This window comes from Halobacillus locisalis (assembly GCF_013694105.1).
Classification (GTDB): domain Bacteria; phylum Bacillota; class Bacilli; order Bacillales; family Halobacillaceae; genus Halobacillus; species Halobacillus locisalis.
In genome coordinates this window covers 699669-721246 of record NZ_JACEFG010000001.1, presented here as the reverse complement: position 1 = coordinate 721246, position 21578 = coordinate 699669, and the positions used below count along the sequence as shown (strand labels likewise).

Genomic DNA, 21578 nt, shown 5'->3' with positions numbered 1-21578 from the left:
GAGAAGGTGTTAACATGTCGGAAAAAGAATTAGTCGTATTAGTTGCTCGTAAAGACCCGAACGAAGATGAAGAACGATTTCAGTCGTCGCTTGAGGAATTGCAATCGTTAACAGAAACAGCCAATGGGGACGTTTGTACGATTCTTACTCAAAAACGAGACCGGGTCCACCCGGCTACATATGTCGGAGAAGGGAAACTCACAGAAATTAAAGAAGCTGCAGACGAGGCCGGAGCAGATCTCGTGATTTTTAACGACGAGTTATCTCCCGGCCAACTACGCAACATTTCTAATAAAATAGAACGGCGCGTCATTGATCGTAGTCAGTTGATCCTTGATATTTTTGCCAGTCGAGCCCGTACAAAAGAGGGGAAGCTCCAAGTTGAACTTGCTCAACTGCAATATTTATTGCCTCGCTTGGCCGGCCAAGGAACAGAGCTCTCCCGCTTGGGAGGTGGGATCGGAACCCGCGGTCCTGGTGAGACAAAGCTCGAGAGTGACCGTCGCCACATTCGCAGGAGGATTGACGACATAAAGAACCGGTTGGATACGGTTGTTAAACAGCGTGAACAATACCGGAAACGCCGTAAAGAGAATCGAGCATTCCAAATAGCGATTGTCGGTTATACAAACGCAGGGAAGTCGACTTTCTTTAACCGTGTCACAGAAAGTGATTCGTTCGAAGAGAATTTATTATTTGCTACATTGGATCCGCTAACACGTCAAGTAAGTCTTCCTTCAGGCTTTCAGGCGCTTCTTTCGGATACGGTCGGTTTCATTCAAGATCTACCGACGACACTCATTGCTGCTTTCCGTTCGACGTTAGAAGAAGTGACTGAAGCAGATTTTATTGTTCACATGGTGGATGCCTCACACCCGGATCATCTGCAACAAGAAAAAACGGTATTGAAATTGCTTGATGATTTAAACGCAACGCACTTACCGATTGTCACGGTGTATAACAAGAAAGACCTCTTGGAGAATGATTTCATTCCAAGTGCACATCCGTCGCTTACTGTAAGTGTACACGATCCAATTGACAGGACGAGGATTATGCACAAAATTGAAGCGGTGTTGCAAGACGAATGGGATGAGTACGACATCTTCCTGGCGGCATCAGAAGGTAAGAGGATCCAACAATTCAAACAGTACACAATGGTTACATCTATGACCTTTTTCGAAGAGAAAGAAGGCTACGCCTTGCATGGGTATATCCATCCTGAACATCCAATGAAACATCAGATTTTATAAAAGGTAGGCAAACAACAGCATGACTATTGAGACTATGATTACTGAAACAGAAGAAGCAATCGAACAACAACATAAACAAGTGAACAAGATGGTGGAATACAATCAAGAGAAAGTATTGCATGCTTTTCAGGCGCACCGTGTGAGCGATTCTCACTTTAACCCTACAACAGGATACGGGTATGATGATTTCGGGCGGGACACGCTTGAGGCGGTCTATGCTGATATATTCAAAGCCGAAGACGCTCTCGTCCGTCCTCAGCTGATATCTGGTACACATGCCATTACCACTACGTTATTCGGTGTGTTGAGACCAGGGGATGAGTTGTTATACATCTCCGGAGAGCCATACGATACCTTGGAAGAAGTGATTGGTAAAGAACAAGGAAAAGATACCGGTTCCTTGAAAGACTTCGGGGTTTCTTATCATTCGGTTCCTCTAAAAGACAATGGCGGATTCAACCATGAGGCAATTGAAGCGGCGATTGGACAAGACACAAAAGTCGTTGCTATTCAACGTTCGAAAGGATATGCAGATCGACCGTCTTTCACGATTGATGAAATAGAGTCTATGATTACGCTTGTTCGCGAATGGAAATCCGATGTCATTATTTTTGTCGACAATTGTTATGGTGAGTTTGTTGAAGCGAAAGAACCAATTGAAGTCGGTGCAGACTTGATTGCAGGGTCACTCATCAAAAATCCTGGAGGTGGCCTTGCCCGTATAGGCGGCTATATCGCTGGTCGTGAAGACTTAATTGAGCAGTGCAGCTTCCGGTTGACTGCTCCGGGGCTAGGAAAGGAGACGGGCGCCAGTTTGAATAGCTTGCAAGAAATGTATCAAGGGATATTTGTTGCCCCTCATGTTGTAGGAGAGGCTCTTAAAGGAGCTATCTTCACGGCGAAGTTCCTGGGTGCATTGGGCTTTGATACGAATCCATCATTTGATGCCAAGCGAACGGATTTGATCCAGTCCGTCAATTTTTCAACGAGTGAACAGATGGTTCGTTTTTGTCAGGCTATTCAACAAGGATCGCCTATTAATTCCCACGTTCTTCCACACCCTAGTCCGATGCCAGGGTATGAAGACGATGTCATCATGGCAGCTGGAACATTTATACAGGGGGCTAGCCTTGAGTTGACCGCTGACGGTCCGATTCGGCCGCCATATACAGCTTTTGTGCAAGGTGGATTAACGTACGCCCACGTTAAAATCGCGGTTACGAGAGCCGTGCGTCATCTAGTGGGGGAAAATGCCGTACAATCACGATAACAGAAATAGGGTTCAACATGAGTTATTTGTGTAAACATTCCTAACACGTATTGACATATAAGTTACTTATTTTATAATTGAACTATGATTCTTTATGGGGAGGTGGCACGTCGATGAGTGATTCGATTCGTCGTTCTATGCCGTTGTTCCCGATGGGGATTGTTCAATCTTTAACTGATCTTTCTGCAAGGCAGATCCGCTACTATGAACAGCATAAACTTGTTGAACCAGCACGTTCAGAAGGAAATCGTCGTTTGTTTTCTTTCAATGATGTTGATCGTCTTCTAGAGATTAAGAGTCTTGTAGAAAAAGGCGTCAATATGGCGGGCATCAAGCAAGTGTTACGATTAGCGGATAAGCCTGAGAACGATGCATACGATGAAGGTCGTGTCGAAGAAGTTCACAATGAATTATCTGAGAAGGAGCTTCGTCGCATGTTACAGCAAGAACTTTTCACAGCGGGAAGTCAAGGTAAGCTAGGTATTCGTCAAGGGGAACTATCAAGGTTCTTCCATTAAATTTGCTTTAGGAGGCATTGTTTTATGGGGTTATCCAGAGAAGAAATTTACAAGAAAATTGATGAAGAAAATGTGAAATTTATCCGCCTACAGTTTACAGATATGCTAGGCACAATCAAAAACGTAGAAATTCCATTTAGTCAATTAGACAAAGCATTGGATGGCATGATGATGTTTGATGGTTCATCGATTGAAGGGTTTGTTCGAATCGAAGAATCCGACATGTATCTAGTTCCGGATTTAGATACATTTGTCGTCTATCCTTGGACATCAGAAAAAGGGAAAGTCGCACGATTCATTTGTGACATCTATAACCCCGATAAAACACCTTTTGAAGGCTGCCCACGTTACAACTTGAAACGAAACTTAAAGAAAATGGAGGAGCTTGGGTTCTCTGCGTTCAATATTGGAACAGAGCCTGAATTTTTCCTGTTTAAACTAGATGAAAAAGGCGAGCCGACGATGGAGCTGAATGATAAAGGTGGATACTTCGACCTTGCTCCCACAGACCTTGGTGAAAACTGCCGTCGCGATATTGTGCTTGAGCTCGAAGAAATGGGCTTTGAAATCGAAGCTTCTCACCATGAAGTTGCTCCAGGACAGCACGAAATCGACTTTAAATATGCGGATGCAGTCAAACACTGTGACGATATTCAGACATTCAAGCTCGTCGTAAAAACGATTGCTCGTAAACACGGCCTACACGCAACGTTCATGCCAAAACCATTATTCGGTGTAAACGGATCCGGTATGCACGCGAATATGTCCTTATTCAATGAGAATGGCAATGCCTTCTTCGATGAAAAAGGTAAAGATCAACTATCTGAAGTCGCTTATCAGTTCACAGCAGGCATTATCAAGCATGCCGTAAACTTTACTGCGGTTACAAACCCTACGGTCAATTCATTTAAACGTCTTGTGCCTGGATATGAAGCGCCATGTTACGTCGCTTGGTCTGGTCAGAACCGTAGTCCGTTGATTCGCGTACCGACTTCACGTGGCTTAAGCACACGTATTGAGGTGCGTAGTGTAGACCCAGCTGCTAACCCATATATGGCGATGGCTGTGTTGTTAGCTTCAGGACTAGACGGAGTTGAAAACAAATTAGAAGCTCCAGCTCCTGTTGACCGTAACATTTATGTTATGGACAAAAAAGAACGTGAAGCTCACGGTGTACAAGATTTGCCGGCAACGCTTTACGATGCGCTTGTTGAGTTGCAAAAAGATCAAACGATGGTTGATGCCCTTGGCGAACATCTATTCGAACACTTTATTGAAGCAAAAGAAATCGAATGGGACATGTTCCGTACTCAAGTCCACCCATGGGAACGCGAGCAATACTTACAAACGTATTAATAGATGAGAATCCCCCTTTTAAAAGAAGGGGGATTTTTTTGTAGCTAGGAAACCAAGTTTATCCTTAGACTCATATAGAGTGAAGATAAAGCTCTTTCGATTTACGAATAATTTATTATGTAAAGAAAAAAAGGGGGGCAGACGGATGAGGGAAAGCTCGAGGTGTTTTTTGTCATGATGATTTCGAGTCTGTTTCTTAGTGGGTGATCGCTTTTAAAGGACATGAATAACACGTAGAATTATGTAAATGAAGCAGCGGAGTATGCAAATGAAGTTTTGCAAGGGAGCGATATGTACCTAAACAATATGGAAAATGTACACTTGATCCTTCATAGAAAATACGTAATTGTTCCAATCATTGCGTGAAATCCAAAGCATTGTCAATCATATTCAATAATTAGGAAATTAACCAAAAAAGGTCTTACGCTTAGACGTAAGACCTTTTTTGGTTTAATGCACCGTTCGATACAGACCGACAACTTTGCCTAGAATCGATACATCATTGATGATAATCGGATCCATTGTGGCATTCTCGGGTTGTAGACGGATGTGGTTTCTTTCTTTGAAGAAGCGTTTTACCGTCGCTTCTTCGTCCTCGGTCATTGCTACGACAATATCGCCGTTTTGAGCGGTTTGTTGTTGACGCACAACGACCATATCCCCATCTAAAATGCCTGCTTCAATCATACTCTCCCCTTGTACGATCAAGACGAACGTGTTGTCCTCTGATCCAGCCAAATTGCTGGGAAGTGGTACGTATTCTTCAATATTCTCTACAGCTGTAATCGGTGATCCTGCTGTAACTTTACCTATAACAGGCGCATAAGCAGCTTCGCTACGAGGAATGCTCTGGTCTTCTTCTAGTTCGATGACTTCGATAGCCCTTGGTTTCGTAGGGTCACGACGAATATAACCTTTTTTCTCAAGCCTTGATAGGTGTCCGTGAACCGTTGAACTCGAAGCGAGTCCAACAGATTGCCCGATTTCCCTTACGGAAGGCGGGTAGCCCTTTAACATGACCTGTTCTTTAATATAATCTAAGATTTCTTGCTGCCGCTTTGAAAGTTTACTCATAGATTCACACCTCGTACATAGATTTATAGTAACCACATTGTACCATGCATAGAATAAGAATACAAACACGCGTTCGAATAAAACGGTTGACAAGCACATACGTTCGTATATAATGGAGATACAAACAAAGGCGAACAGAAGTTCTTAGGAACGTTCGTTCTCAAAATGGAGGGTCTATTGATGTTTAATAAGCTATCAAAACTAGATGTCACGTATATGGTGTTGTTTGTAGCGAGTTTAGCTTTTCTATACTTTTCGATGGTCACTAGCGGCTAACATATATTATGCTAGGGAGTAGTTTAAGTAGAGAGGACCAGACATCATGAGAGTTATCCTATATTGTCGTGTAAGTACAGAAAAAGAAGCACAAGTTTCTTCATTAAGGAGACAAAGAGCTGAGCTGACGAATATGGCCGAAGCCCACAACATGGAAGTTGTGGATTGTATAGAGGAGCAGGCAAGCGGATACGAAATTGAACGGGACGGTATTTTCCGCTTGCTCGACTACTTCTCTAAGGATGAAGCTGATGCACTCTTAATCCAGGATGAGACAAGGTTAGGTAGAGGGAACACTAAAATTGCCTTGTTCCATCAATTAAATAAGCTTGGTATTCAAATTTATTGTTTATCTCACGAAGGAAAACTTGAGTTTTCAGAATCAGACTCAATGGTCCTTCAAATTGTAGGGATTGTTGAGGAATACCAAAGAAAAATACATAATATGAAGATTCGAAGAGGGATGAAAAAGGCTGTCGATAACGGGTTCGATCCTGCAGCAAATCTCTCTAATCAACATCTTGCTCCTGGGCGAGAGCGCATAGAGTTTCCTATTGAGGAAGTCGTACGTTTACGGAATAGTAAACTTACTTTCAAAGATATTGCGGCTACGCTTCGAGGGCTTGGGTATGACGTGTCAAAAGCAACTGTCCATCGCAGGTACCAGGAGTATGTTTCACTTGAAAAAAAAGCGAATAACCGTTACGATTATGAAGACAAGAGTCAATGATTCTTGTCTTTTTCCTTTGGAATGACTTAATGAAAAGGACACTATTACACAAAGGAGCTTGATTATGTTATCACAAGATAAATTAAATCGTATAAACGAGCTTGCCAATAAATCTAAAGAAGAAGATCTGTCGAAAGCTGAGAAAGAAGAACAGCAAAAATTGCGACAAGAGTATTTGCAAAATGCTCGTAAATCATTTAAAAACCAGCTTAAAGGTGTAACGGTCGTTGATCCGGCCGGGAATGACGTGACACCCGCCAAGCTTAAAAAAATGCAGGAGAATGAGCGAAAACATTAAATGGGAGAATCCGTACTTCACTTAGTACGGATTCTTTGTTTATTTTTCACAGAGTAGGTGAAAATAATCGACAGTACTAGTCATCTGTTGAAAATTAAGAGCCCGTGCTTGTTTCTTTTTTGTTTTCATTATAGGATAATACTTGGTACATACCAGAATAGAAAGGGGACTGTTTAACTATGGCAAACAGCCTTGAACAAACTTCCATTAATACAATCCGAACATTAACGATCGATGCAGTAGAAAAAGCAAACTCTGGACACCCGGGTATGCCGATGGGAGCGGCGCCAATGGCGTATACGCTCTGGACCGATTTTATGAATCACAATCCGAATAACTCAAAGTGGTTCGATCGCGACCGTTTTGTCCTTTCAGCAGGTCACGGTTCTATGCTTCTATATAGCCTTTTGCACCTTTCCGGCTACAACGTAAGCATTGATGATTTGAAAGATTTTCGTCAGTGGGACTCTAAAACACCAGGCCACCCGGAATTCGGCCACACAGATGGTGTTGAGGCAACAACAGGCCCATTAGGTCAAGGGATTTCCATGGCCACGGGTATGGCAATGGCAGAAGCCCACTTGGCAGCTAAATATAATCGAGAAGGCTACAACGTCGTCGATCACTACACTTTCTCAATCTGTGGTGATGGAGATCTGATGGAAGGCGTTTCGCAAGAATCTGCCTCTCTTGCTGGACACCTTGGCCTCGGAAAGTTGATTGTACTTTACGATTCCAACGACATTTCGCTTGATGGTGATTTGGACCGTTCATTCAGCGAGAGCGTTGAAAAGCGTTACGAAGCTTACGGATGGCAGGTCATCCGCGTGGAAGACGGTACAAATACAGAAGAAATTTCTAAAGCGATCGAACAGGCAAAAGCTAATACAGATCAGCCTACTATGATTGAAGTGAAAACAGTCATTGGTTACGGAGCTCCTACCAAATCCGGAAAATCTGCTTCTCACGGTGCGCCATTAGGTGAAGAAGAAGCGACATCTGCTAAAGAGTTCTACCAATGGGGCCATGAACCATTCCACGTTCCGAATGAAGTCTATCAGGATTTCAAAGACAAGGTTCAAAAAAACGGAGAAGAAAAAGAAGCCGCGTGGAACGATATGCTTGCAAAATATCGAGAAGCTCACCCTGAATTAGCAGCTGAGTTTGAAGCAGCTATGAATGGCGAACTACCTGAGGGTTGGACCGAAGAGCTTCCGACTTACAAAGCAGGAGAAGATAAATTAGCAACTCGCGCTTCATCTGGAGAAGCGATCAACGCCCTTTCCAAAGTCGTTCCTAATTTGTTTGGTGGTAGTGCCGACCTGGCAGGATCCAACAAAACAGCTGTTAAAGATGAAGAAGACTTTTCCAAAGCGAACTATGCTGGCCGTAACATTTGGTTCGGTGTGCGTGAATTCGCTATGGCTGCTGCTATGAACGGCATGGTACTTCACGGGGGATTGAAAGTGTACGGTGGAACATTCTTCGTATTCAGTGATTACTTGCGTCCAGCATTACGTCTTTCAGCATTGATGGGACTTCCTGTGAATTATGTATTCACGCATGACTCTGTTGCTGTAGGGGAAGACGGTCCTACACACGAACCCGTAGAACAATTATCTTCGCTTCGTGCGATGCCGAACCTTTCTGTCATTCGTCCAGGAGACGGAAATGAATCAAGTGCCGCATGGAGGCTAGCCCTTGAATCAGAATCCCACCCAACAGCACTTGTGCTTACACGTCAAGGCTTGCCTACATTAGAAGGTACAGCGGAACACGCGTACGAAGGTGTGAAGCGTGGTGGTTATATACTGGCTGACTCAGATAAGGAAGAGCCGGATGCTATTCTACTTGCTTCAGGGTCTGAAGTACAATTAGTCGTTCAAGCTAGAGAAGAGCTGAAGACAAAAGGCTATGATGTTCGCGTTGTGAGCATGCCATCCTTCGACCGCTTCAATCAGCAAGACAAAGCGTATAAGGAACAAGTCCTTCCTTCTAGCGTACGTAAACGCCTAGCTGTGGAGATGGGAGCCAGCTTCGGTTGGGAACGTTATGTAGGACTTGACGGTTCCATTATTGGAATCGATACGTTCGGTGCTTCAGCACCAGGGGATACGGTGATTGAAAACTTCGGATTCACTGTCGAAAATGTAGTGAAACATGCAGAAAGCCTAATGAATTAATAAATTTGGACAAGTCACTAGTTTCTAGTGGCTTGTTTTTTATTTGTATGGAGCTTGTGCTACCTGACAAAATTCGTACCCCTTTCCATTCATAAAGTGACAAATTTCATTCCGGTGAATCGATATAATACGGACAAGGAGTGAAGGCGAATGCAAATGGTGGTATTTTCGATCCGCAAAGAAATCGCGGAAAGATATTATTATAAAGTAGATTTAATGAAGCGATTTTTCTTAGAACTGATCCAGAGGCCTGAATCAATCGCACATGTTCGTCAGCTTCTTTACATTACGGAATCTTTTCCTTTTCATGAATGGGTAGTCAAACACTCACCACTCAAAGAAGGAGTGAAAAGAAGCTTAAGTCACGATGTTCCATTCTTAAAATCTTCTTCTTCCTATGGTATAATGGATAATAAGAACTATTGTTGTCTTTTTCAGTGTGAGAATCTTTGGCAAGCAGAAGCGATGGTGTTAGAACCTCTTCGTAGGTCATCTCACTCGTTTTATATCATTGAAACGAAAGGGGAACACTACGGGTGGCTCTCCCCGCTAGCAGGTCAGCGGTTACTCTTGTAAAACGTCTATTGTATTTCTGTAGGTGTTTTACTATACTGTTATGGGAGACAACACGAAGGAGGAAGACGAAGACATGACTTTGGGGATTGTATGGGTAATCATCATTGCACTATTAACCCTTGTCGGTGGAGTCGCTTTAGGCTTTTTCATCGCAAGAAGATATATGATGAACTATTTGAAAAAGAACCCGCCAATTAATGAACAAATGCTACGCACATTAATGATGCAGATGGGACAGAAACCATCACAAAAGAAAATCAATCAGATGATGCGTTCCATGAACAATCAAATGAAATGATTACAAAAGCCCTTTTCCTAATTAGGAAGAGGGCTTTTCCATTGTTCACAGATGTTTCATCGTTTTTCTCAAATGAATTTGATACAATGAAATTCTAGAACAGTATTGGAGGACTATTTATGTCTGATGTAAACATTTTTCTAGCATTCGGAGCGGGCTTTTTGTCGTTCATCTCTCCATGTGTGCTTCCGCTGTTTCCAGCATTCCTATCGTACATAACGGGCATGAGTGTTAGCGAATTGAAGGAAGACAATGGTATGTTGAAAAGAAGAAGCTTGATTCACACTATTCTATTCCTGCTCGGCTTTACTACGATTTTCTTAATTCTCGGTTTGACAGGATCTTATTTCTCGCAATTTTTCATTCAGAACGACACGATTATTCGCAGGTTAGGTGCCCTTTTGATGGTTTTCTTCGGTCTAGTGATCACAGGCATCTTTAATTTCAATTTTTTAATGAGAGATCGTAAAATCACGTTTAAGAACCGCCCCGTGGGCTATTTCGGTTCCTTTTTAATTGGACTGACATTCTCACTCGGATGGACACCATGCATGGGACCTATTCTAGGTGCCGTTATCGGCTTAGGTGCCGATCAGCCGGATCTATTCTTTGTTTTGATGGTTGCCTATTCTCTTGGTTTCTCCATTCCTTTCTTACTTTTGTCCTTCTTTATTGGCAAATTGAACTGGATCAAACGTTACAGTGGAACCATAGTAAAAGTGGGGGGATACGTCATGATATTCATCGGAGTGGCTCTTTACTTTGATTGGATGACGAAGCTTACCTCTTATCTTGCAGGAGTATTTAACTTTCAAGGGTTCTAATCATGGATTTTTCTGTTTTTTTGTAATATGATAAGAGTATTGAAATCAAAAAAGGAGTATACGTATGACCCGAACAAATGACATTATTCTCAGAACAACAACGACTTTAATCGCATTCATACTCTTAGGGTTTTCGATTTACTTATTCTTCGCAGGGCACAACAAGCCAGGGGGCGGCTTTATTGGAGGTCTAATGACATCCGCTGCGTTCGTCCTCATGTATATGGCTTATGGCTTCCGCTCGTTGCAGAAGATTCTCCCTATTAATTTCCGTTTCGTCATTCCAGTAGGACTGATCATCGCCGTGGCTACAGGCATCGGTTCTTTTATTTTCGGTGAACCGTTCCTAAGTCAGACCTTTGCCTATTTCCAGCTTCCTGTATTAGGGAAAACGGAACTGGCTACTGCACTACTATTTGACCTTGGGGTGTACTTAACGGTAATTGGTGTCACGATGACGATTATTCTCACAATAGCGAATGACCGTGGGGAAGAGAGATAAGGGGGAGCGTTCATGGCTAAGGTATTAGTCGTCGATGATGCTAAATTTATGCGCATGACATTGACGAACATATTACAAAAGGGGAACCACGAAGTCGTGGGGGAGGCAGAGAATGGTTTAGAAGCAGTGGATTTATGCCATTCCCTTCAACCTGACTTGATTACGATGGATATTACGATGCCTGAAATGAATGGTATCGAAGCCCTGAAGAAAATTAAAGAATCCTCAAGTGATGTGAACATCGTCATGTGCTCTGCGATGGGACAACAAAAGATGGTCGTAGAGGCGATTGAACATGGAGCGAAAGACTTCATCGTCAAACCCTTTGACGAAACACGCGTGCTTGACGCGATTGAACGTGTGTTAAGTTAGACGTAATGAACAGATCAGAAAGTGTGAAATTGTATGTTATGGTTCATTGCTAGTACGGTACTTGCTGCCTGTATGGCAACAGGGATGATTTTCATTCGAATGCGCGCAGCAAAGAAACCGGCCAGTATTAAAAAAATCATTTTACCCCCACTCTTCATGAGTACTGGGGCATTCATGTTTATTTTTCCTATTTTCAGAGTTAGTTGGAGCCAGGTAATAGAAGCTCTTCTAGTTGGAGTGCTTTTTTCGATTTTCCTTATACGGACCTCTAAATTCGAAGTTCGGGGAGAGGACATTTATCTAAAGCCTTCAAAATCGTTTATCGCGATTTTATTTGGTCTCTTAATATTAAGAATTATTCTGAAATTGGTGATTGGTCAGACAATTTCATTCGGAGAGACGAGCGGGATGTTCTTCTTGTTAGCCTTCGGTATGATTCTGACGTGGCGCCTTGCGATGCTGAGGCAATACATACGCTTAGAAAAGACCATCACAAAACAACAAGCAGTAGAAAAAGTGTAAACGCCGATTCGGTTGTTTACACTTTTTTTGATTACGCTTCTTTCCCTTTCAGCAATTCGAGAAAAAGGGGTCCGATGTTTGTTCGTGGCAGGGCATACTACAAGTTATAGGGCACGAAAAAACCACATGATGCACTCATGTGGTTTGTGTAGCTTTATAGTTGCGTTCCAGCAAAGGTTCATAAGGGGTAAGGTCAATTTGTTTTTCTTCCAGCTTCTTAATCAAAAATTTATGATCACGTTTAGGCGTCGCCAAAATATACCCTTCAATGATTAAGTCTTGATTCATTTTGCGTTTTTTCTTCTCAAGAGCAAGCTGTCCGATCCGACCAGCAATCTTTTGTCTGGCCACATCTCTGAATAGCTCTGGTACAGGAGAGACGAGCTCTTCTAAAAAGGCTTTTTGGTCCTTGGACCACATGTGTTTCGTTTGGTCAACATAGTATTCTTCCCAGTCGATAATCGATTTACCATCCTCTTTCGGCAAACGCTTCAAGAATTTGCGGAACATGAAAAACCCGCCGATTCCCATTAGTGTCACCATGATGACGATCCAACCGACGATAAATAGGGCAAACACACCTGACATGCTATCACCTGTTTCATTTCTAAGTAGTCTTATTCTTTTATTATAAAAGGTTGATTCATTAAAAACAAGACAAGCAGGGGAACAACAATAGAAAGAGAAGAAAATACGGCAAAATCCGAAAAGTTTGCACATTTATTTTACTTATAAATCGTTTTCATTTACAATTAGGGGTGCAGATTTGTGAATTCGATTCGATCGAGACGCAAATGTACCATTATTTGGGGAATGGGGAAGCGTCTATCGCTTCGCCATTTAATATTGATGAGGGGGTAAAAGGAATATGGCTAGCAATGCATATAATGCTCGCAAACAATTTGACTTAAACGGCCAAACGTACAACTATTACGACTTGAAGGCCTTAGAAGATGCGGGACATGGTAAGATTTCCCGTCTGCCTTTCTCCATCCGTATCCTTCTAGAATCTCTTTTACGTCAACATGACGGACGTGTCATTAAAGATGAACACGTTGAGAGTCTAGCAAACTGGGGAACTGAAAAATCTAAAGGGGAAGACGTTCCATTCAAACCTTCCCGTGTAATCTTGCAAGACTTTACAGGTGTACCTGCTGTTGTCGATCTTGCTTCACTAAGAAAAGCGATGGTTGATATGGGAGGAAGTCCGGATGAAATCAATCCAGAAGTCCCTGTAGACCTTGTTATCGACCACTCGGTACAAGTAGATAAATACGGTACACCGGATGCGTTGAATGTAAATATGGAATTAGAGTTCGAACGTAATGCCGAACGTTATGAGTTCCTACACTGGGCACAAAAAGCGTTCAATAACTATCGTGCTGTCCCACCTGCAACAGGGATTGTACACCAAGTAAACTTAGAGTACCTTGCGAATGTTGTTCATGCGAATGACAATGGCGAGGGTGGAATTGATACTTACCCAGATACATTAGTCGGAACAGACTCACATACAACAATGATTAACGGACTTGGCGTCCTTGGTTGGGGTGTTGGTGGTATTGAGGCAGAAGCGGGAATGCTCGGTCAGCCCTCTTACTTCCCGGCTCCAGAAGTTATTGGTGTGAAACTGGTAGGCAGCTTCCCACAAGGAACAACGGCCACCGACCTTGCTTTAAAAGTTACGCAAAAACTTCGCCAGCAAAATGTTGTTGGCAAGTTCGTTGAATTCTTTGGTCCTGGTCTTCAGGAAATGCCTCTAGCCGATCGTGCGACGATCTCCAACATGGCACCGGAGTACGGTGCAACATGTGGTTTCTTCCCTGTTGATGGCGAAACGCTCGAATACATGCGTCTAACAGGCCGTACGGAAGATCAAATCGAACTTGTTGAAGAGTACTCGAAGAAAAACAATCTATGGTTCGATCCTTCTCAAGAAGATCCAGATTTCACTCAGCTTGTTGAAATCGATCTCGGTGAACTTGAGCCGAACTTGTCTGGACCAAAACGTCCACAAGATTTGATTCCATTGTCTCAAATGAAAGAATCATTTGAGAAGGCGATCACAGGACCAGAAGGAAACCACGGTTTCGGTCTTGATAAGTCTGAGTTCGACAAAGAAGTCGAAGTTCAGTTCGAAAATGGAGATAAATCTGTGATGAAGACGGGTGCGCTTGCTATTGCAGCGATCACGTCATGTACGAACACGTCTAACCCACACGTAATGCTTGGAGCGGGACTTGTAGCGAAGAAAGCTGTAGAGAAAGGACTGGATGTTCCTGAGTACGTGAAAACATCTCTTGCGCCTGGATCTAAAGTTGTAACACGTTACCTAGAAGATTCCGGTCTAATGCAGTACTTGAACGAACTTGGATTCAACTTGGTTGGATACGGTTGTACAACATGCATCGGTAACTCCGGTCCATTGCTACCTGAAATCGAAAAAGCGATTGCTGATAGCGACTTAACAGTTTCTTCCGTCCTTTCTGGTAACCGTAACTTTGAAGGACGAATTCACCCACTCGTTAAAGCAAACTACTTGGCATCACCGCCACTAGTTGTCGCTTATGCGCTAGCAGGTACTGTTGATTTGGATCTGAAAACTGATTCATTAGGTAAAGATAAAGATGGCAACGACGTCTTCTTTAATGACATTTGGCCTTCACAAGAAGAGATCAAAGAAGAAATCGCGCGTGTTGTAACGCCTGAGATTTTCCGTAAAGAATACGAAAGTGTCTTCAACTCAAACGAAAAATGGAATGAAATCAACACGACAGATGAGCCGTTGTACGACTGGGATGATAAGTCGACGTATATTCAGAACCCACCATTCTTCGAGGGACTATCTAGTGAACCAGAAACAGTGAAGCCGTTAAACGGCATGCGTGTTGTCGGTAAATTCGGTGACTCTGTTACGACGGACCATATTTCTCCAGCAGGTGCGATTCCGAAAGATATGCCAGCCGGTGAATACTTGCAAGAAAATGGTGTGAGCCCACGAAACTTCAACTCTTATGGTTCCCGCCGTGGTAACCATGAAGTGATGATGCGTGGTACGTTCGCTAACATCCGTATCCGTAACCAGTTAGCTCCGGGCACTGAAGGTGGATATACGACTTACTGGCCTACAGAAGAAGTCATGCCGATTTACACGGCGGCTATGAAATATCAGCAAGATGATACACCTCTCATGGTCATTGCCGGGAACGATTACGGTATGGGAAGTTCTCGTGACTGGGCTGCCAAAGGTACGGACCTACTTGGAATCAAGACAGTCATTGCAGAAAGCTTTGAGCGTATTCACCGTTCAAACCTTGTTATGATGGGGGTTCTTCCATTGCAATTCAAAGATGAAGATTCCATCGAGAGCCTTGGGCTGACAGGTCGCGAAACATTTGACGTACAGGTCGGTGAAGATGTTAAACCTCACGACTTAGTCAAGGTAACAGCTACCTCTGAGGACGGGGACAAGAAAGAGTTCGATGTTGTCGCTCGTTTCGACAGTGAAGTAGAAGTGGACTACTACCGCCATGGTGGTATTCTACAAATGGTTCTACGTAACAAATTAACGAAGTAATGGAATGTGGCCGTCCTTTTTAGGACGGCCTTTTCTTGTGACAATTTTCGCAGAATCTTCCCTAGCTTCTTTACAAGGGTTGTTCATGTTGGATAAAGTAATACATAGAATATATTAGCAAGGGTCTTTAGAAAGGGTGTGTAGCCCATGTGGAAAAAAATCGTTGCCTTGATTAGCTTACTTGCTCTCATTGCATTCGGAGTATACAGCTATATTGATGAAAAAAAGGCCGAAAAACAAGCGGAAGCGGAACGTAATTCAGGCGGCGCAGGCATGGTTGCCCCGAATGCCCCGAGCGGACTGAAGGTGGGACAACTCGCACCAGACTTTACGTTGCAAACACTAGATGGTGACGAAATAAGTCTTTCTGATTTACGCGGAGAAAAAGTGATGATCAACTTTTGGGCGACTTGGTGTCCTCCATGCCGTGAGGAAATGCCGGAAATGGAGAAGTTCCATCAAGAATTCGGCGATGACGTACAAGTGTTAGCTGTAAATACAACAGGCTCAGAAACAAAGAAAGATGCCGTTCCTGAATTTGTTCGTGAAGGCGGATACACATTCCCGGTTTTACTGGACAAAGAATTACAAGTGACGAACGACTATCAAGCCATTTCGATTCCAACGACGTATTTTATCGGAACGGATGGTGTCATTCAACAAAAAAGAAAAGTGGGACCAATGACATATGAGTTTATGGTCGAAATGAAAAATGCGTTAAAATAGGGATAATTTTCTGTGAACATGGGAACTCTTTTATTAAAGGAGAGATTTTCATGAGAAAAACACAATCTAAATCCCTAGAAGAACGTATCAAAGAAAACATTCGCTCTATTCAGGAAGACCAACAATTATTGGACCAGATTGAGGATCGTATCGATCAGCGTCATCACGAGCGTCTGAAGCAAATCCCATCGTAAGGTAGGGATTTCTTTACATAAAAAGGGACCTCTATGGGAAACGTAAAGAAGGCTCCAAGAGAGTCAAATGTATGTTCACAGGAGGGGTATCCATGTCTCACAAGCAACAGCACATGGCTAATGAGAAGCCGAATCCGGATAATCGATCAGATAATGTGGATCGATTGCAGGAGAAAGTACAAGACACCATTGAAAATATCGAAGCTTCTCACGACGCACTCCCATATGCGACAGAGGATGAGAAACGAAATATTGAAAAGAAAAACAAACGCAGAAATGAGTCCTTGCGAGCGATGCGTGACGAAATTAAGGAAGAAGCACGCTACCAACAATATTAATGCTCTCAAAAATCCGTTCTCTACTATAGAGAGCGGATTTTTTTGTTTTCTACTCTACCTGTCGTCTGTACTGCATTATAAGGGATTCTCACTTTTGTCTATGATAAAATGAATACGTGGTCGAAAGGAAGTGTATGCTGATGGAACAAGAACTAAAGAATTGGAACTCGATTGATGAACAACCACCGATTACAGAAATTGAGGCATTGCGCTATTTAGATAAACAACACATAGAAGACAGTGAACAACAAGCACTTCTTTATGCGGCGTTAGCGTATCATCGAATCAAGCGACACCCTGAAAAAGATCCGCTTGCAGATCAATTTATCGATGAAGCGAGAGTGTTGCGTCACAACCATACATTAATCAATGACTTGTATGAATCCCAGCAAATAATGAAAGCTTATAGCTTGTTGAAGCAAACCCCTCTCGAGCAGTGGGTCCTTCATGAGACGGATCATGATTCGGCAAAGGGAAAAAAAGCCCGTGCCATTCACGAAGACGTAATCAAGCTTAAAGGGCAATGGGATGCCGATTTAGCTCAAAAAACGATCATTGATGCGTCTAGTCGCTTGCAGCTTTATCAAGATGTGTACGAGAAATTGGAAGAATTGGAAGAGATGGTTGAAGGTGCAATCTCATCTATTGAGAATCGGCGCATTCGAATTCCCGTGATAGAAATAAACGAGCGAACGAGAAAGTTGTCGGATGACCAGGATGAACTATATAAAAGGTTGCCTGCTTTCTTAACTCATCAATCCACTCAAAATCCTTTAGAAGCTTTTGATCAGATGGTCGGTTTACATGATGTCAAAGCTTATATACGTAGGTATTATCATTTTCTTAAATACCAGCAGCGCAGAAAAAGTTACGGGTTTTCAATGGTTGATGAACCAGGATTGCATATGATAATTACCGGTAATCCCGGGACAGGTAAAACTACGATTGCGAGATTACTGGCTAATATTTATCACGAACTCGGCATTTTAGACACGAAAGAAGTCGTAGAAGTGAACCGTTCTCATCTCGTTGGATCGTATGTAGGGCAAAGTGAAGAGAATACGATGAACTACGTCAAACAAGCGATTGGCGGGGTGTTGTTCATTGATGAAGCTTATAGTTTGAAAAGAGAAGGCCAAACAGGTAATGACTATGGACAAGCGGTCATTGATACACTTGTATCAGCCATGACAAGTAAAGAGTACGGAGGGAAGTTTGCTGTCATCCTGGCTGGATATCCGGAAGAAATGCGCCAATTTCTCTGGTCGAATCCGGGCTTGAGGAGTCGTTTTCCGGAACAAAATCATATTCAATTGCCGGATTATCAGATGGAAGAATTGACTACAATAGCTGAACAGACGGCACTAGACAATGACTTCTTCTTTACACAGCCCGCGCTGAATGAATTTACATCATTAATTGATCAGGAGCGCGTAGACGATTCGTTCGGAAATGCTCGGACAGTGAAAAACTTAGTTCTGAAAACCGTATTCCAAAAAGGCGCTTCGGAGGCGGAGAGAGATAAACACCATTGGCTGGATCATATGAGGATCAGTACGGATGATTTAGCTTGGGACACTTCATTGAATGACGAAGAGCGTTCACCAATGGATCGTCTTGATGAACTGATCGGTTTAAGTAACGTCAAAGAAGAAGTTCGGAAATTATCCTCATTTGTTCAAGCTCAGCAACGGCGGAAAGAGAACGGCTATCCCGTTGTACCGATCCAACTGCACTCCGTATTTTCAGGAAATCCAGGCACAGGTAAAACGACAGTAGCAGACATTTATGCAGGAGTTTTAAAGCAGTGTGGGTTGCTTAAGAGAGGGCATATGGTCGTTGTCTCGAGAAGTGATCTCGTCGCAGGTTATGTAGGGCAAACGGCGATAAAAACGAAGAAAAAAATTCGTGAAGCCCTAGGGGGCGTGCTCTTTATAGATGAAGCTTATGCACTCCACAACGGCGGGCGTGATGATTTCGGAAAAGAAGCGATTGAAACCCTCGTCGATGAAATGACGAAACAGAACGAGAATTTAGTCGTCATTTTAGCTGGTTACGAGCGGGAAATGGAGCAGCTAGTGGAAAGTAACCCTGGTTTATCCTCTCGTTTTAAGAAATATTTCCGGTTCCCGGACTATGATGAACAAGAACTGATTGAAATGACGCATTACCAAGCAGGGCAATATGGCTATCATTTTAATGAATGGGCGGAGTCCTTTTTGTTAGAAAAATATAAAGATCATAATATTAGGGGCAATGGTCGCTTCGTTACGAATCTAGTCAATGAAGCGATTCAATTCCAAGCGATCCGTTTGCTTGAGAGTGAAACGGTGGATATGAATGAGTTGGAACTTAGTGATTTAGAAAATGCCTGGAACACGGTGAGAAGGGAGTCTTCATCATGAAGATAGTAGAAACCCCAATACAAGTAAGGTATCAAGAAACAGATATGATGGGCGTCGTTTATCATGCCAATTACCTCGTCTGGTTTGAAATCGGACGGACAGCGTTTGTCGATGCTCTTGGCTTTAAATATTCGGAGATCGAGAAAAAAGGAGTGCTTTCTCCTGTCATTGATGCAACGATGAGTTTTAAAACACCGGTTCGTTACGGGGATGAGGCTTATGTACGAACGTGGGTCAAGGAATATGACGGGCTGCGTGTCACGTACGGTTATGAAGTGATGCATGGGAATGAGGAGATTGCGGTTACAGGGGAAACGAAACACGTGATCGTCAAGCAAGAGAACTTCCGGCCTGTATCGATTAGGCGTCGTTTTCCTGAATGGCACCAAGCCTATCTCGAAGCCATGGAGTCCGATTCCTAATGGCTTTCGGACTGAAGCGCAAAGAGCTCATGGAGTGGAAAGCGAGAGTAAACAAAGGGGAAATAGCTTTTCTGACTCACTTTTGGATTGATGAACGGTTTCCGGAATCTGATACGGTTACGAAAGTCGGAAGTTCTGATATAGAGGCATTGATCAGATGGGGGAAGCAGTATGGTCTAAAACCGGAGTGGATTCACAATGACCCGCGATTTCCACATTTTGATTTGTTCGGTGAAACGCAAGCGCATATTTTAAAAGCAGAGCATCAGGTTGAACAAATGGAGCGGTTTAATATCAAACCAAGAAAAGACGCTTGAATCAGGCGTCTTTTCTTCGTGAATAAAATGATCAGTAGACTTTTCACAAATGAGAAAAACAAAGGAATCCAGATGTAAAGGCTTACAGAAATCGTACATTTATCAAACGGGTTCAGATACAAATTGAAGCGGATCGATCTGACTTGAATCGGTCCCTATTTTTAAGGTTCTGCTGCAAGGGTGAAATTTCCTTTATTACTTCCACTTAAAACTTAGTAGTAACTCCGAATCCTAATATCAAAAAACAATCAATAAGAAGCGGACATAAGTTGTTAAAGTGTATAATTAGCTACAAAATAAAGATCCCCGCTGTTTAGTGAAACCTTCACAGCGGGGGTTGCTATAAGTACATTACATATGACCGAAGAATTTCTCTGCTTTTTCAAGGTAAGGTTCTTGATCTGGCGTCATTTCGTATTCTTCTACAATCGCATCGACAGGACAAACGGATACGCATGCCCCACAATCGATACACACTTCCGGATCAATATAAAACTGATCCGGCCCTTTAGCTATGCAGTCAACCGGACATACGTCAACACACTCACCAGCTTGCTCACCTTTACAAGGACTTGTAATTACAAAAGCCATCCATTTTCACCTCCATCTATTTAGACTGACGTAACATTCCATCATGAAAAACGGAATGCCGTTTCAGTTTATTCAGCGGGGGGACCGAATTTGCCAGCATGAAAATCACGGAATGCTTCTTTGATTTCATCCATGGAGTTCATGACGAAGGGTCCATAGGGGACGATTTCTTCTTTAATCGGTTCACCAGAGTACACGAGGACTTTCGTCCGGCGGTGGTTGGAGGAGAGTTTCAGCTCACTATCGTTAGATGATTTCCCATCTTCTCGATAAGTAAGGGTCGCGACATCATGTTTCTGCAATGATGATTCTTCTTCACCCACATTCAAAGCACCGGATAATACATACATAAATGCGTTATGATTTTCAGGTAGGTTCAATGTATAATCGCTATCTTCTGAAAGATGGATCTCAGAAAGAGTGAAAGGTACAACGGATTTCAGTGGACCTTCAACACCAGCAATAGAGCCTGAGAAAACTTTCAACGAACCACCTTGGAACAAAACGACGGGGGCATCTTCAGAATAAACGTTTTGATAGCTTCTTTCCGTATCCCTTTTATCCTGAGGTAGGTTAAGCCATAGTTGTAAAGTGTGAGCAATATCATCCTCTACACCGTCTTCCGCGTGCCTTGCCGCTGATCCAGCATTCATGTACTGCACATCACCAGGTTCTAATATGTCACGGCCTCCACCATTATCGATATGCTCTAAACGGCCGTCTACTACATAAGTGACCGTCTGAAATCCTCGGTGTGGGTGATCTGTAAATGTCCCTTTTTTGAACCAGTCTTCGGCCATTAATATGAAAGGATCGAAATCTTTCCATTGATCAACCGGAAGAATCCAACCTTTTTGTATCGCGGGAAAAGGCATCTCTTCATATTGTACAGTCCACTGGTTCTTAACACTTCTCACAAAACGTTCTTCGCTCATTTAGAAGACCCCTTTCTTTTGTGG

24 protein-coding genes are annotated in these 21578 nt (G+C 42.9%); 20 read left to right on the top strand and 4 right to left on the bottom strand.

The window, feature by feature from the left end; genetic code table 11:
* Nucleotides 1-14 precede the first annotated feature (14 nt).
* The 4 genes from hflX to glnA all read left to right on the top strand — a co-directional run bounded on the left by hflX (nucleotide 15) and on the right by glnA (nucleotide 4394).
* The gene (gene hflX, locus H0266_RS03820) at nucleotides 15-1250 is read left to right on the top strand and encodes a GTPase HflX (RefSeq protein WP_181471043.1); all 1236 of its coding nucleotides are present in this window, start codon (nucleotides 15-17) and stop codon (nucleotides 1248-1250) included.
* Nucleotides 1251-1284: 34 nt separating this feature from the next.
* Nucleotides 1285-2520 carry a methionine gamma-lyase family protein gene (locus tag H0266_RS03815; protein ID WP_425484284.1) on the top strand — a complete coding sequence of 412 codons (1236 nt, stop codon included), beginning with the start codon at nucleotides 1285-1287 and terminating at the stop codon, nucleotides 2518-2520.
* A gap of 113 nt (nucleotides 2521-2633) precedes the next feature.
* Nucleotides 2634-3038, top strand: a complete 405-nt coding sequence (locus H0266_RS03810; RefSeq protein ID WP_181471041.1) for a MerR family transcriptional regulator — start codon at nucleotides 2634-2636, stop codon at nucleotides 3036-3038.
* 24 nt (nucleotides 3039-3062) lie between these two features.
* The gene (gene glnA / locus H0266_RS03805; RefSeq protein ID WP_181471040.1) at nucleotides 3063-4394 is read left to right on the top strand and encodes a type I glutamate--ammonia ligase; all 1332 of its coding nucleotides are present in this window, start codon (nucleotides 3063-3065) and stop codon (nucleotides 4392-4394) included.
* A gap of 450 nt (nucleotides 4395-4844) precedes the next feature.
* Here the strand turns inward: glnA and lexA are convergent, their stop codons facing one another.
* Complete coding sequence (gene lexA / locus H0266_RS03800) at nucleotides 4845-5468, bottom strand: transcriptional repressor LexA (protein WP_181471039.1); 624 nt, start codon at nucleotides 5466-5468, stop codon at nucleotides 4845-4847.
* Between the two features lie 322 nt (nucleotides 5469-5790).
* On the opposite strand from lexA, the gene H0266_RS03795 reads away from it, so the two are divergent.
* From H0266_RS03795 to H0266_RS03755, 9 genes are all read left to right on the top strand, one after another.
* Nucleotides 5791-6474: a YneB family resolvase-like protein gene (locus H0266_RS03795; RefSeq protein WP_181471038.1), complete on the top strand. Its 684-nt coding sequence runs from the start codon at nucleotides 5791-5793 to the stop codon at nucleotides 6472-6474.
* A 64-nt stretch (nucleotides 6475-6538) separates the two neighbouring features.
* On the top strand, nucleotides 6539-6772 hold the full coding sequence (locus H0266_RS03790) for a DUF896 domain-containing protein (RefSeq protein ID WP_181471037.1): 234 nt from the start codon (nucleotides 6539-6541) through the stop codon (nucleotides 6770-6772).
* 179 nt (nucleotides 6773-6951) lie between these two features.
* Nucleotides 6952-8955: a transketolase gene (gene tkt, locus H0266_RS03785; RefSeq protein ID WP_181471036.1), complete on the top strand. Its 2004-nt coding sequence runs from the start codon at nucleotides 6952-6954 to the stop codon at nucleotides 8953-8955.
* Nucleotides 8956-9105: 150 nt separating this feature from the next.
* Nucleotides 9106-9531 carry a sporulation inhibitor of replication protein SirA gene (gene sirA, locus H0266_RS03780; RefSeq protein WP_181471035.1) on the top strand — a complete coding sequence of 142 codons (426 nt, stop codon included), beginning with the start codon at nucleotides 9106-9108 and terminating at the stop codon, nucleotides 9529-9531.
* Nucleotides 9532-9604: 73 nt separating this feature from the next.
* Nucleotides 9605-9829, top strand: coding sequence for a YneF family protein (locus tag H0266_RS03775; RefSeq protein ID WP_008640348.1), 225 nt, complete (start codon nucleotides 9605-9607; stop codon nucleotides 9827-9829).
* Between the two features lie 119 nt (nucleotides 9830-9948).
* On the top strand, nucleotides 9949-10653 hold the full coding sequence (locus H0266_RS03770) for a cytochrome c biogenesis CcdA family protein (protein WP_181471034.1): 705 nt from the start codon (nucleotides 9949-9951) through the stop codon (nucleotides 10651-10653).
* A gap of 64 nt (nucleotides 10654-10717) precedes the next feature.
* A complete protein-coding gene (locus H0266_RS03765; protein WP_181471033.1) occupies nucleotides 10718-11155 on the top strand; it encodes a Na(+)/H(+) antiporter subunit B in 438 nt (145 codons plus the stop codon).
* 12 nt (nucleotides 11156-11167) lie between these two features.
* Entirely contained in the window at nucleotides 11168-11527 is a 360-nt protein-coding gene (locus H0266_RS03760; RefSeq protein ID WP_181471032.1) for a response regulator, read from the top strand.
* 33 nt (nucleotides 11528-11560) lie between these two features.
* Nucleotides 11561-12049: a CcdC family protein gene (locus tag H0266_RS03755; RefSeq protein WP_181471031.1), complete on the top strand. Its 489-nt coding sequence runs from the start codon at nucleotides 11561-11563 to the stop codon at nucleotides 12047-12049.
* Between the two features lie 135 nt (nucleotides 12050-12184).
* On the opposite strand, the gene H0266_RS03750 is transcribed toward H0266_RS03755, so the two are convergent.
* Nucleotides 12185-12637 (bottom strand): DUF2621 domain-containing protein, encoded by a 453-nt coding sequence (locus H0266_RS03750; RefSeq protein ID WP_181471030.1) that lies wholly within the window; start codon nucleotides 12635-12637, stop codon nucleotides 12185-12187.
* Between the two features lie 280 nt (nucleotides 12638-12917).
* On the opposite strand from H0266_RS03750, the gene acnA reads away from it, so the two are divergent.
* The 7 genes from acnA (at nucleotide 12918) to H0266_RS03715 (ending at nucleotide 20028) form a co-directional block, all read left to right on the top strand.
* Entirely contained in the window at nucleotides 12918-15626 is a 2709-nt protein-coding gene (acnA, locus tag H0266_RS03745) for an aconitate hydratase AcnA (RefSeq protein ID WP_181471029.1), read from the top strand.
* 147 nt (nucleotides 15627-15773) lie between these two features.
* Nucleotides 15774-16352, top strand: coding sequence for a TlpA disulfide reductase family protein (locus tag H0266_RS03740; protein ID WP_181471028.1), 579 nt, complete (start codon nucleotides 15774-15776; stop codon nucleotides 16350-16352).
* A 50-nt stretch (nucleotides 16353-16402) separates the two neighbouring features.
* Nucleotides 16403-16546: an FbpB family small basic protein gene (locus H0266_RS03735; protein WP_181471027.1), complete on the top strand. Its 144-nt coding sequence runs from the start codon at nucleotides 16403-16405 to the stop codon at nucleotides 16544-16546.
* 92 nt (nucleotides 16547-16638) lie between these two features.
* Nucleotides 16639-16884 (top strand): small acid-soluble spore protein Tlp, encoded by a 246-nt coding sequence (tlp, locus tag H0266_RS03730; RefSeq protein WP_425484283.1) that lies wholly within the window; start codon nucleotides 16639-16641, stop codon nucleotides 16882-16884.
* 140 nt (nucleotides 16885-17024) lie between these two features.
* Nucleotides 17025-19289 carry an AAA family ATPase gene (locus H0266_RS03725; protein ID WP_181471026.1) on the top strand — a complete coding sequence of 755 codons (2265 nt, stop codon included), beginning with the start codon at nucleotides 17025-17027 and terminating at the stop codon, nucleotides 19287-19289.
* On the top strand, nucleotides 19286-19711 hold the full coding sequence (locus H0266_RS03720) for an acyl-CoA thioesterase (RefSeq protein WP_181471025.1): 426 nt from the start codon (nucleotides 19286-19288) through the stop codon (nucleotides 19709-19711). The genes H0266_RS03725 and H0266_RS03720 overlap by 4 nt, the downstream gene beginning before the upstream one ends.
* The gene (locus H0266_RS03715) at nucleotides 19711-20028 is read left to right on the top strand and encodes a hypothetical protein (protein WP_181471024.1); all 318 of its coding nucleotides are present in this window, start codon (nucleotides 19711-19713) and stop codon (nucleotides 20026-20028) included. Before H0266_RS03720 ends, H0266_RS03715 begins: the two co-directional genes overlap by 1 nt.
* Before the next feature lie 351 nt (nucleotides 20029-20379).
* Here the strand turns inward: H0266_RS03715 and H0266_RS03710 are convergent, their stop codons facing one another.
* Entirely contained in the window at nucleotides 20380-20619 is a 240-nt protein-coding gene (locus H0266_RS03710) for a ferredoxin family protein (RefSeq protein WP_181471023.1), read from the bottom strand.
* Nucleotides 20620-20687: 68 nt separating this feature from the next.
* Nucleotides 20688-21554, bottom strand: a complete 867-nt coding sequence (locus H0266_RS03705; protein WP_181471022.1) for a pirin family protein — start codon at nucleotides 21552-21554, stop codon at nucleotides 20688-20690.
* Nucleotides 21555-21578: the final 24 nt, after the last annotated feature.

Excerpts from the sequence above, each read along its gene's own strand:
- hflX (WP_181471043.1), top strand. The coding sequence starts at position 15 with ATGTCGGAAAAAGAATTAGTCGTATTAGTTGCTCGTAAAGACCCGAAC.
- H0266_RS03815 (WP_425484284.1), top strand. The coding sequence starts at position 1,285 with ATGATTACTGAAACAGAAGAAGCAATCGAACAACAACATAAACAAGTG.
- H0266_RS03810 (WP_181471041.1), top strand. The coding sequence starts at position 2,634 with ATGAGTGATTCGATTCGTCGTTCTATGCCGTTGTTCCCGATGGGGATT.
- glnA (WP_181471040.1), top strand. The coding sequence starts at position 3,063 with ATGGGGTTATCCAGAGAAGAAATTTACAAGAAAATTGATGAAGAAAAT.
- lexA (WP_181471039.1), bottom strand. The coding sequence starts at position 5,468 with ATGAGTAAACTTTCAAAGCGGCAGCAAGAAATCTTAGATTATATTAAA.
- H0266_RS03795 (WP_181471038.1), top strand. The coding sequence starts at position 5,791 with ATGAGAGTTATCCTATATTGTCGTGTAAGTACAGAAAAAGAAGCACAA.
- H0266_RS03790 (WP_181471037.1), top strand. The coding sequence starts at position 6,539 with ATGTTATCACAAGATAAATTAAATCGTATAAACGAGCTTGCCAATAAA.
- tkt (WP_181471036.1), top strand. The coding sequence starts at position 6,952 with ATGGCAAACAGCCTTGAACAAACTTCCATTAATACAATCCGAACATTA.
- sirA (WP_181471035.1), top strand. The coding sequence starts at position 9,106 with ATGCAAATGGTGGTATTTTCGATCCGCAAAGAAATCGCGGAAAGATAT.
- H0266_RS03775 (WP_008640348.1), top strand. The coding sequence starts at position 9,605 with ATGACTTTGGGGATTGTATGGGTAATCATCATTGCACTATTAACCCTT.
- H0266_RS03770 (WP_181471034.1), top strand. The coding sequence starts at position 9,949 with ATGTCTGATGTAAACATTTTTCTAGCATTCGGAGCGGGCTTTTTGTCG.
- H0266_RS03765 (WP_181471033.1), top strand. The coding sequence starts at position 10,718 with ATGACCCGAACAAATGACATTATTCTCAGAACAACAACGACTTTAATC.
- H0266_RS03760 (WP_181471032.1), top strand. The coding sequence starts at position 11,168 with ATGGCTAAGGTATTAGTCGTCGATGATGCTAAATTTATGCGCATGACA.
- H0266_RS03755 (WP_181471031.1), top strand. The coding sequence starts at position 11,561 with ATGTTATGGTTCATTGCTAGTACGGTACTTGCTGCCTGTATGGCAACA.
- H0266_RS03750 (WP_181471030.1), bottom strand. The coding sequence starts at position 12,637 with ATGTCAGGTGTGTTTGCCCTATTTATCGTCGGTTGGATCGTCATCATG.
- acnA (WP_181471029.1), top strand. The coding sequence starts at position 12,918 with ATGGCTAGCAATGCATATAATGCTCGCAAACAATTTGACTTAAACGGC.
- H0266_RS03740 (WP_181471028.1), top strand. The coding sequence starts at position 15,774 with ATGTGGAAAAAAATCGTTGCCTTGATTAGCTTACTTGCTCTCATTGCA.
- H0266_RS03735 (WP_181471027.1), top strand. The coding sequence starts at position 16,403 with ATGAGAAAAACACAATCTAAATCCCTAGAAGAACGTATCAAAGAAAAC.
- tlp (WP_425484283.1), top strand. The coding sequence starts at position 16,639 with ATGTCTCACAAGCAACAGCACATGGCTAATGAGAAGCCGAATCCGGAT.
- H0266_RS03725 (WP_181471026.1), top strand. The coding sequence starts at position 17,025 with ATGGAACAAGAACTAAAGAATTGGAACTCGATTGATGAACAACCACCG.
- H0266_RS03720 (WP_181471025.1), top strand. The coding sequence starts at position 19,286 with ATGAAGATAGTAGAAACCCCAATACAAGTAAGGTATCAAGAAACAGAT.
- H0266_RS03715 (WP_181471024.1), top strand. The coding sequence starts at position 19,711 with ATGGCTTTCGGACTGAAGCGCAAAGAGCTCATGGAGTGGAAAGCGAGA.
- H0266_RS03710 (WP_181471023.1), bottom strand. The coding sequence starts at position 20,619 with ATGGCTTTTGTAATTACAAGTCCTTGTAAAGGTGAGCAAGCTGGTGAG.
- H0266_RS03705 (WP_181471022.1), bottom strand. The coding sequence starts at position 21,554 with ATGAGCGAAGAACGTTTTGTGAGAAGTGTTAAGAACCAGTGGACTGTA.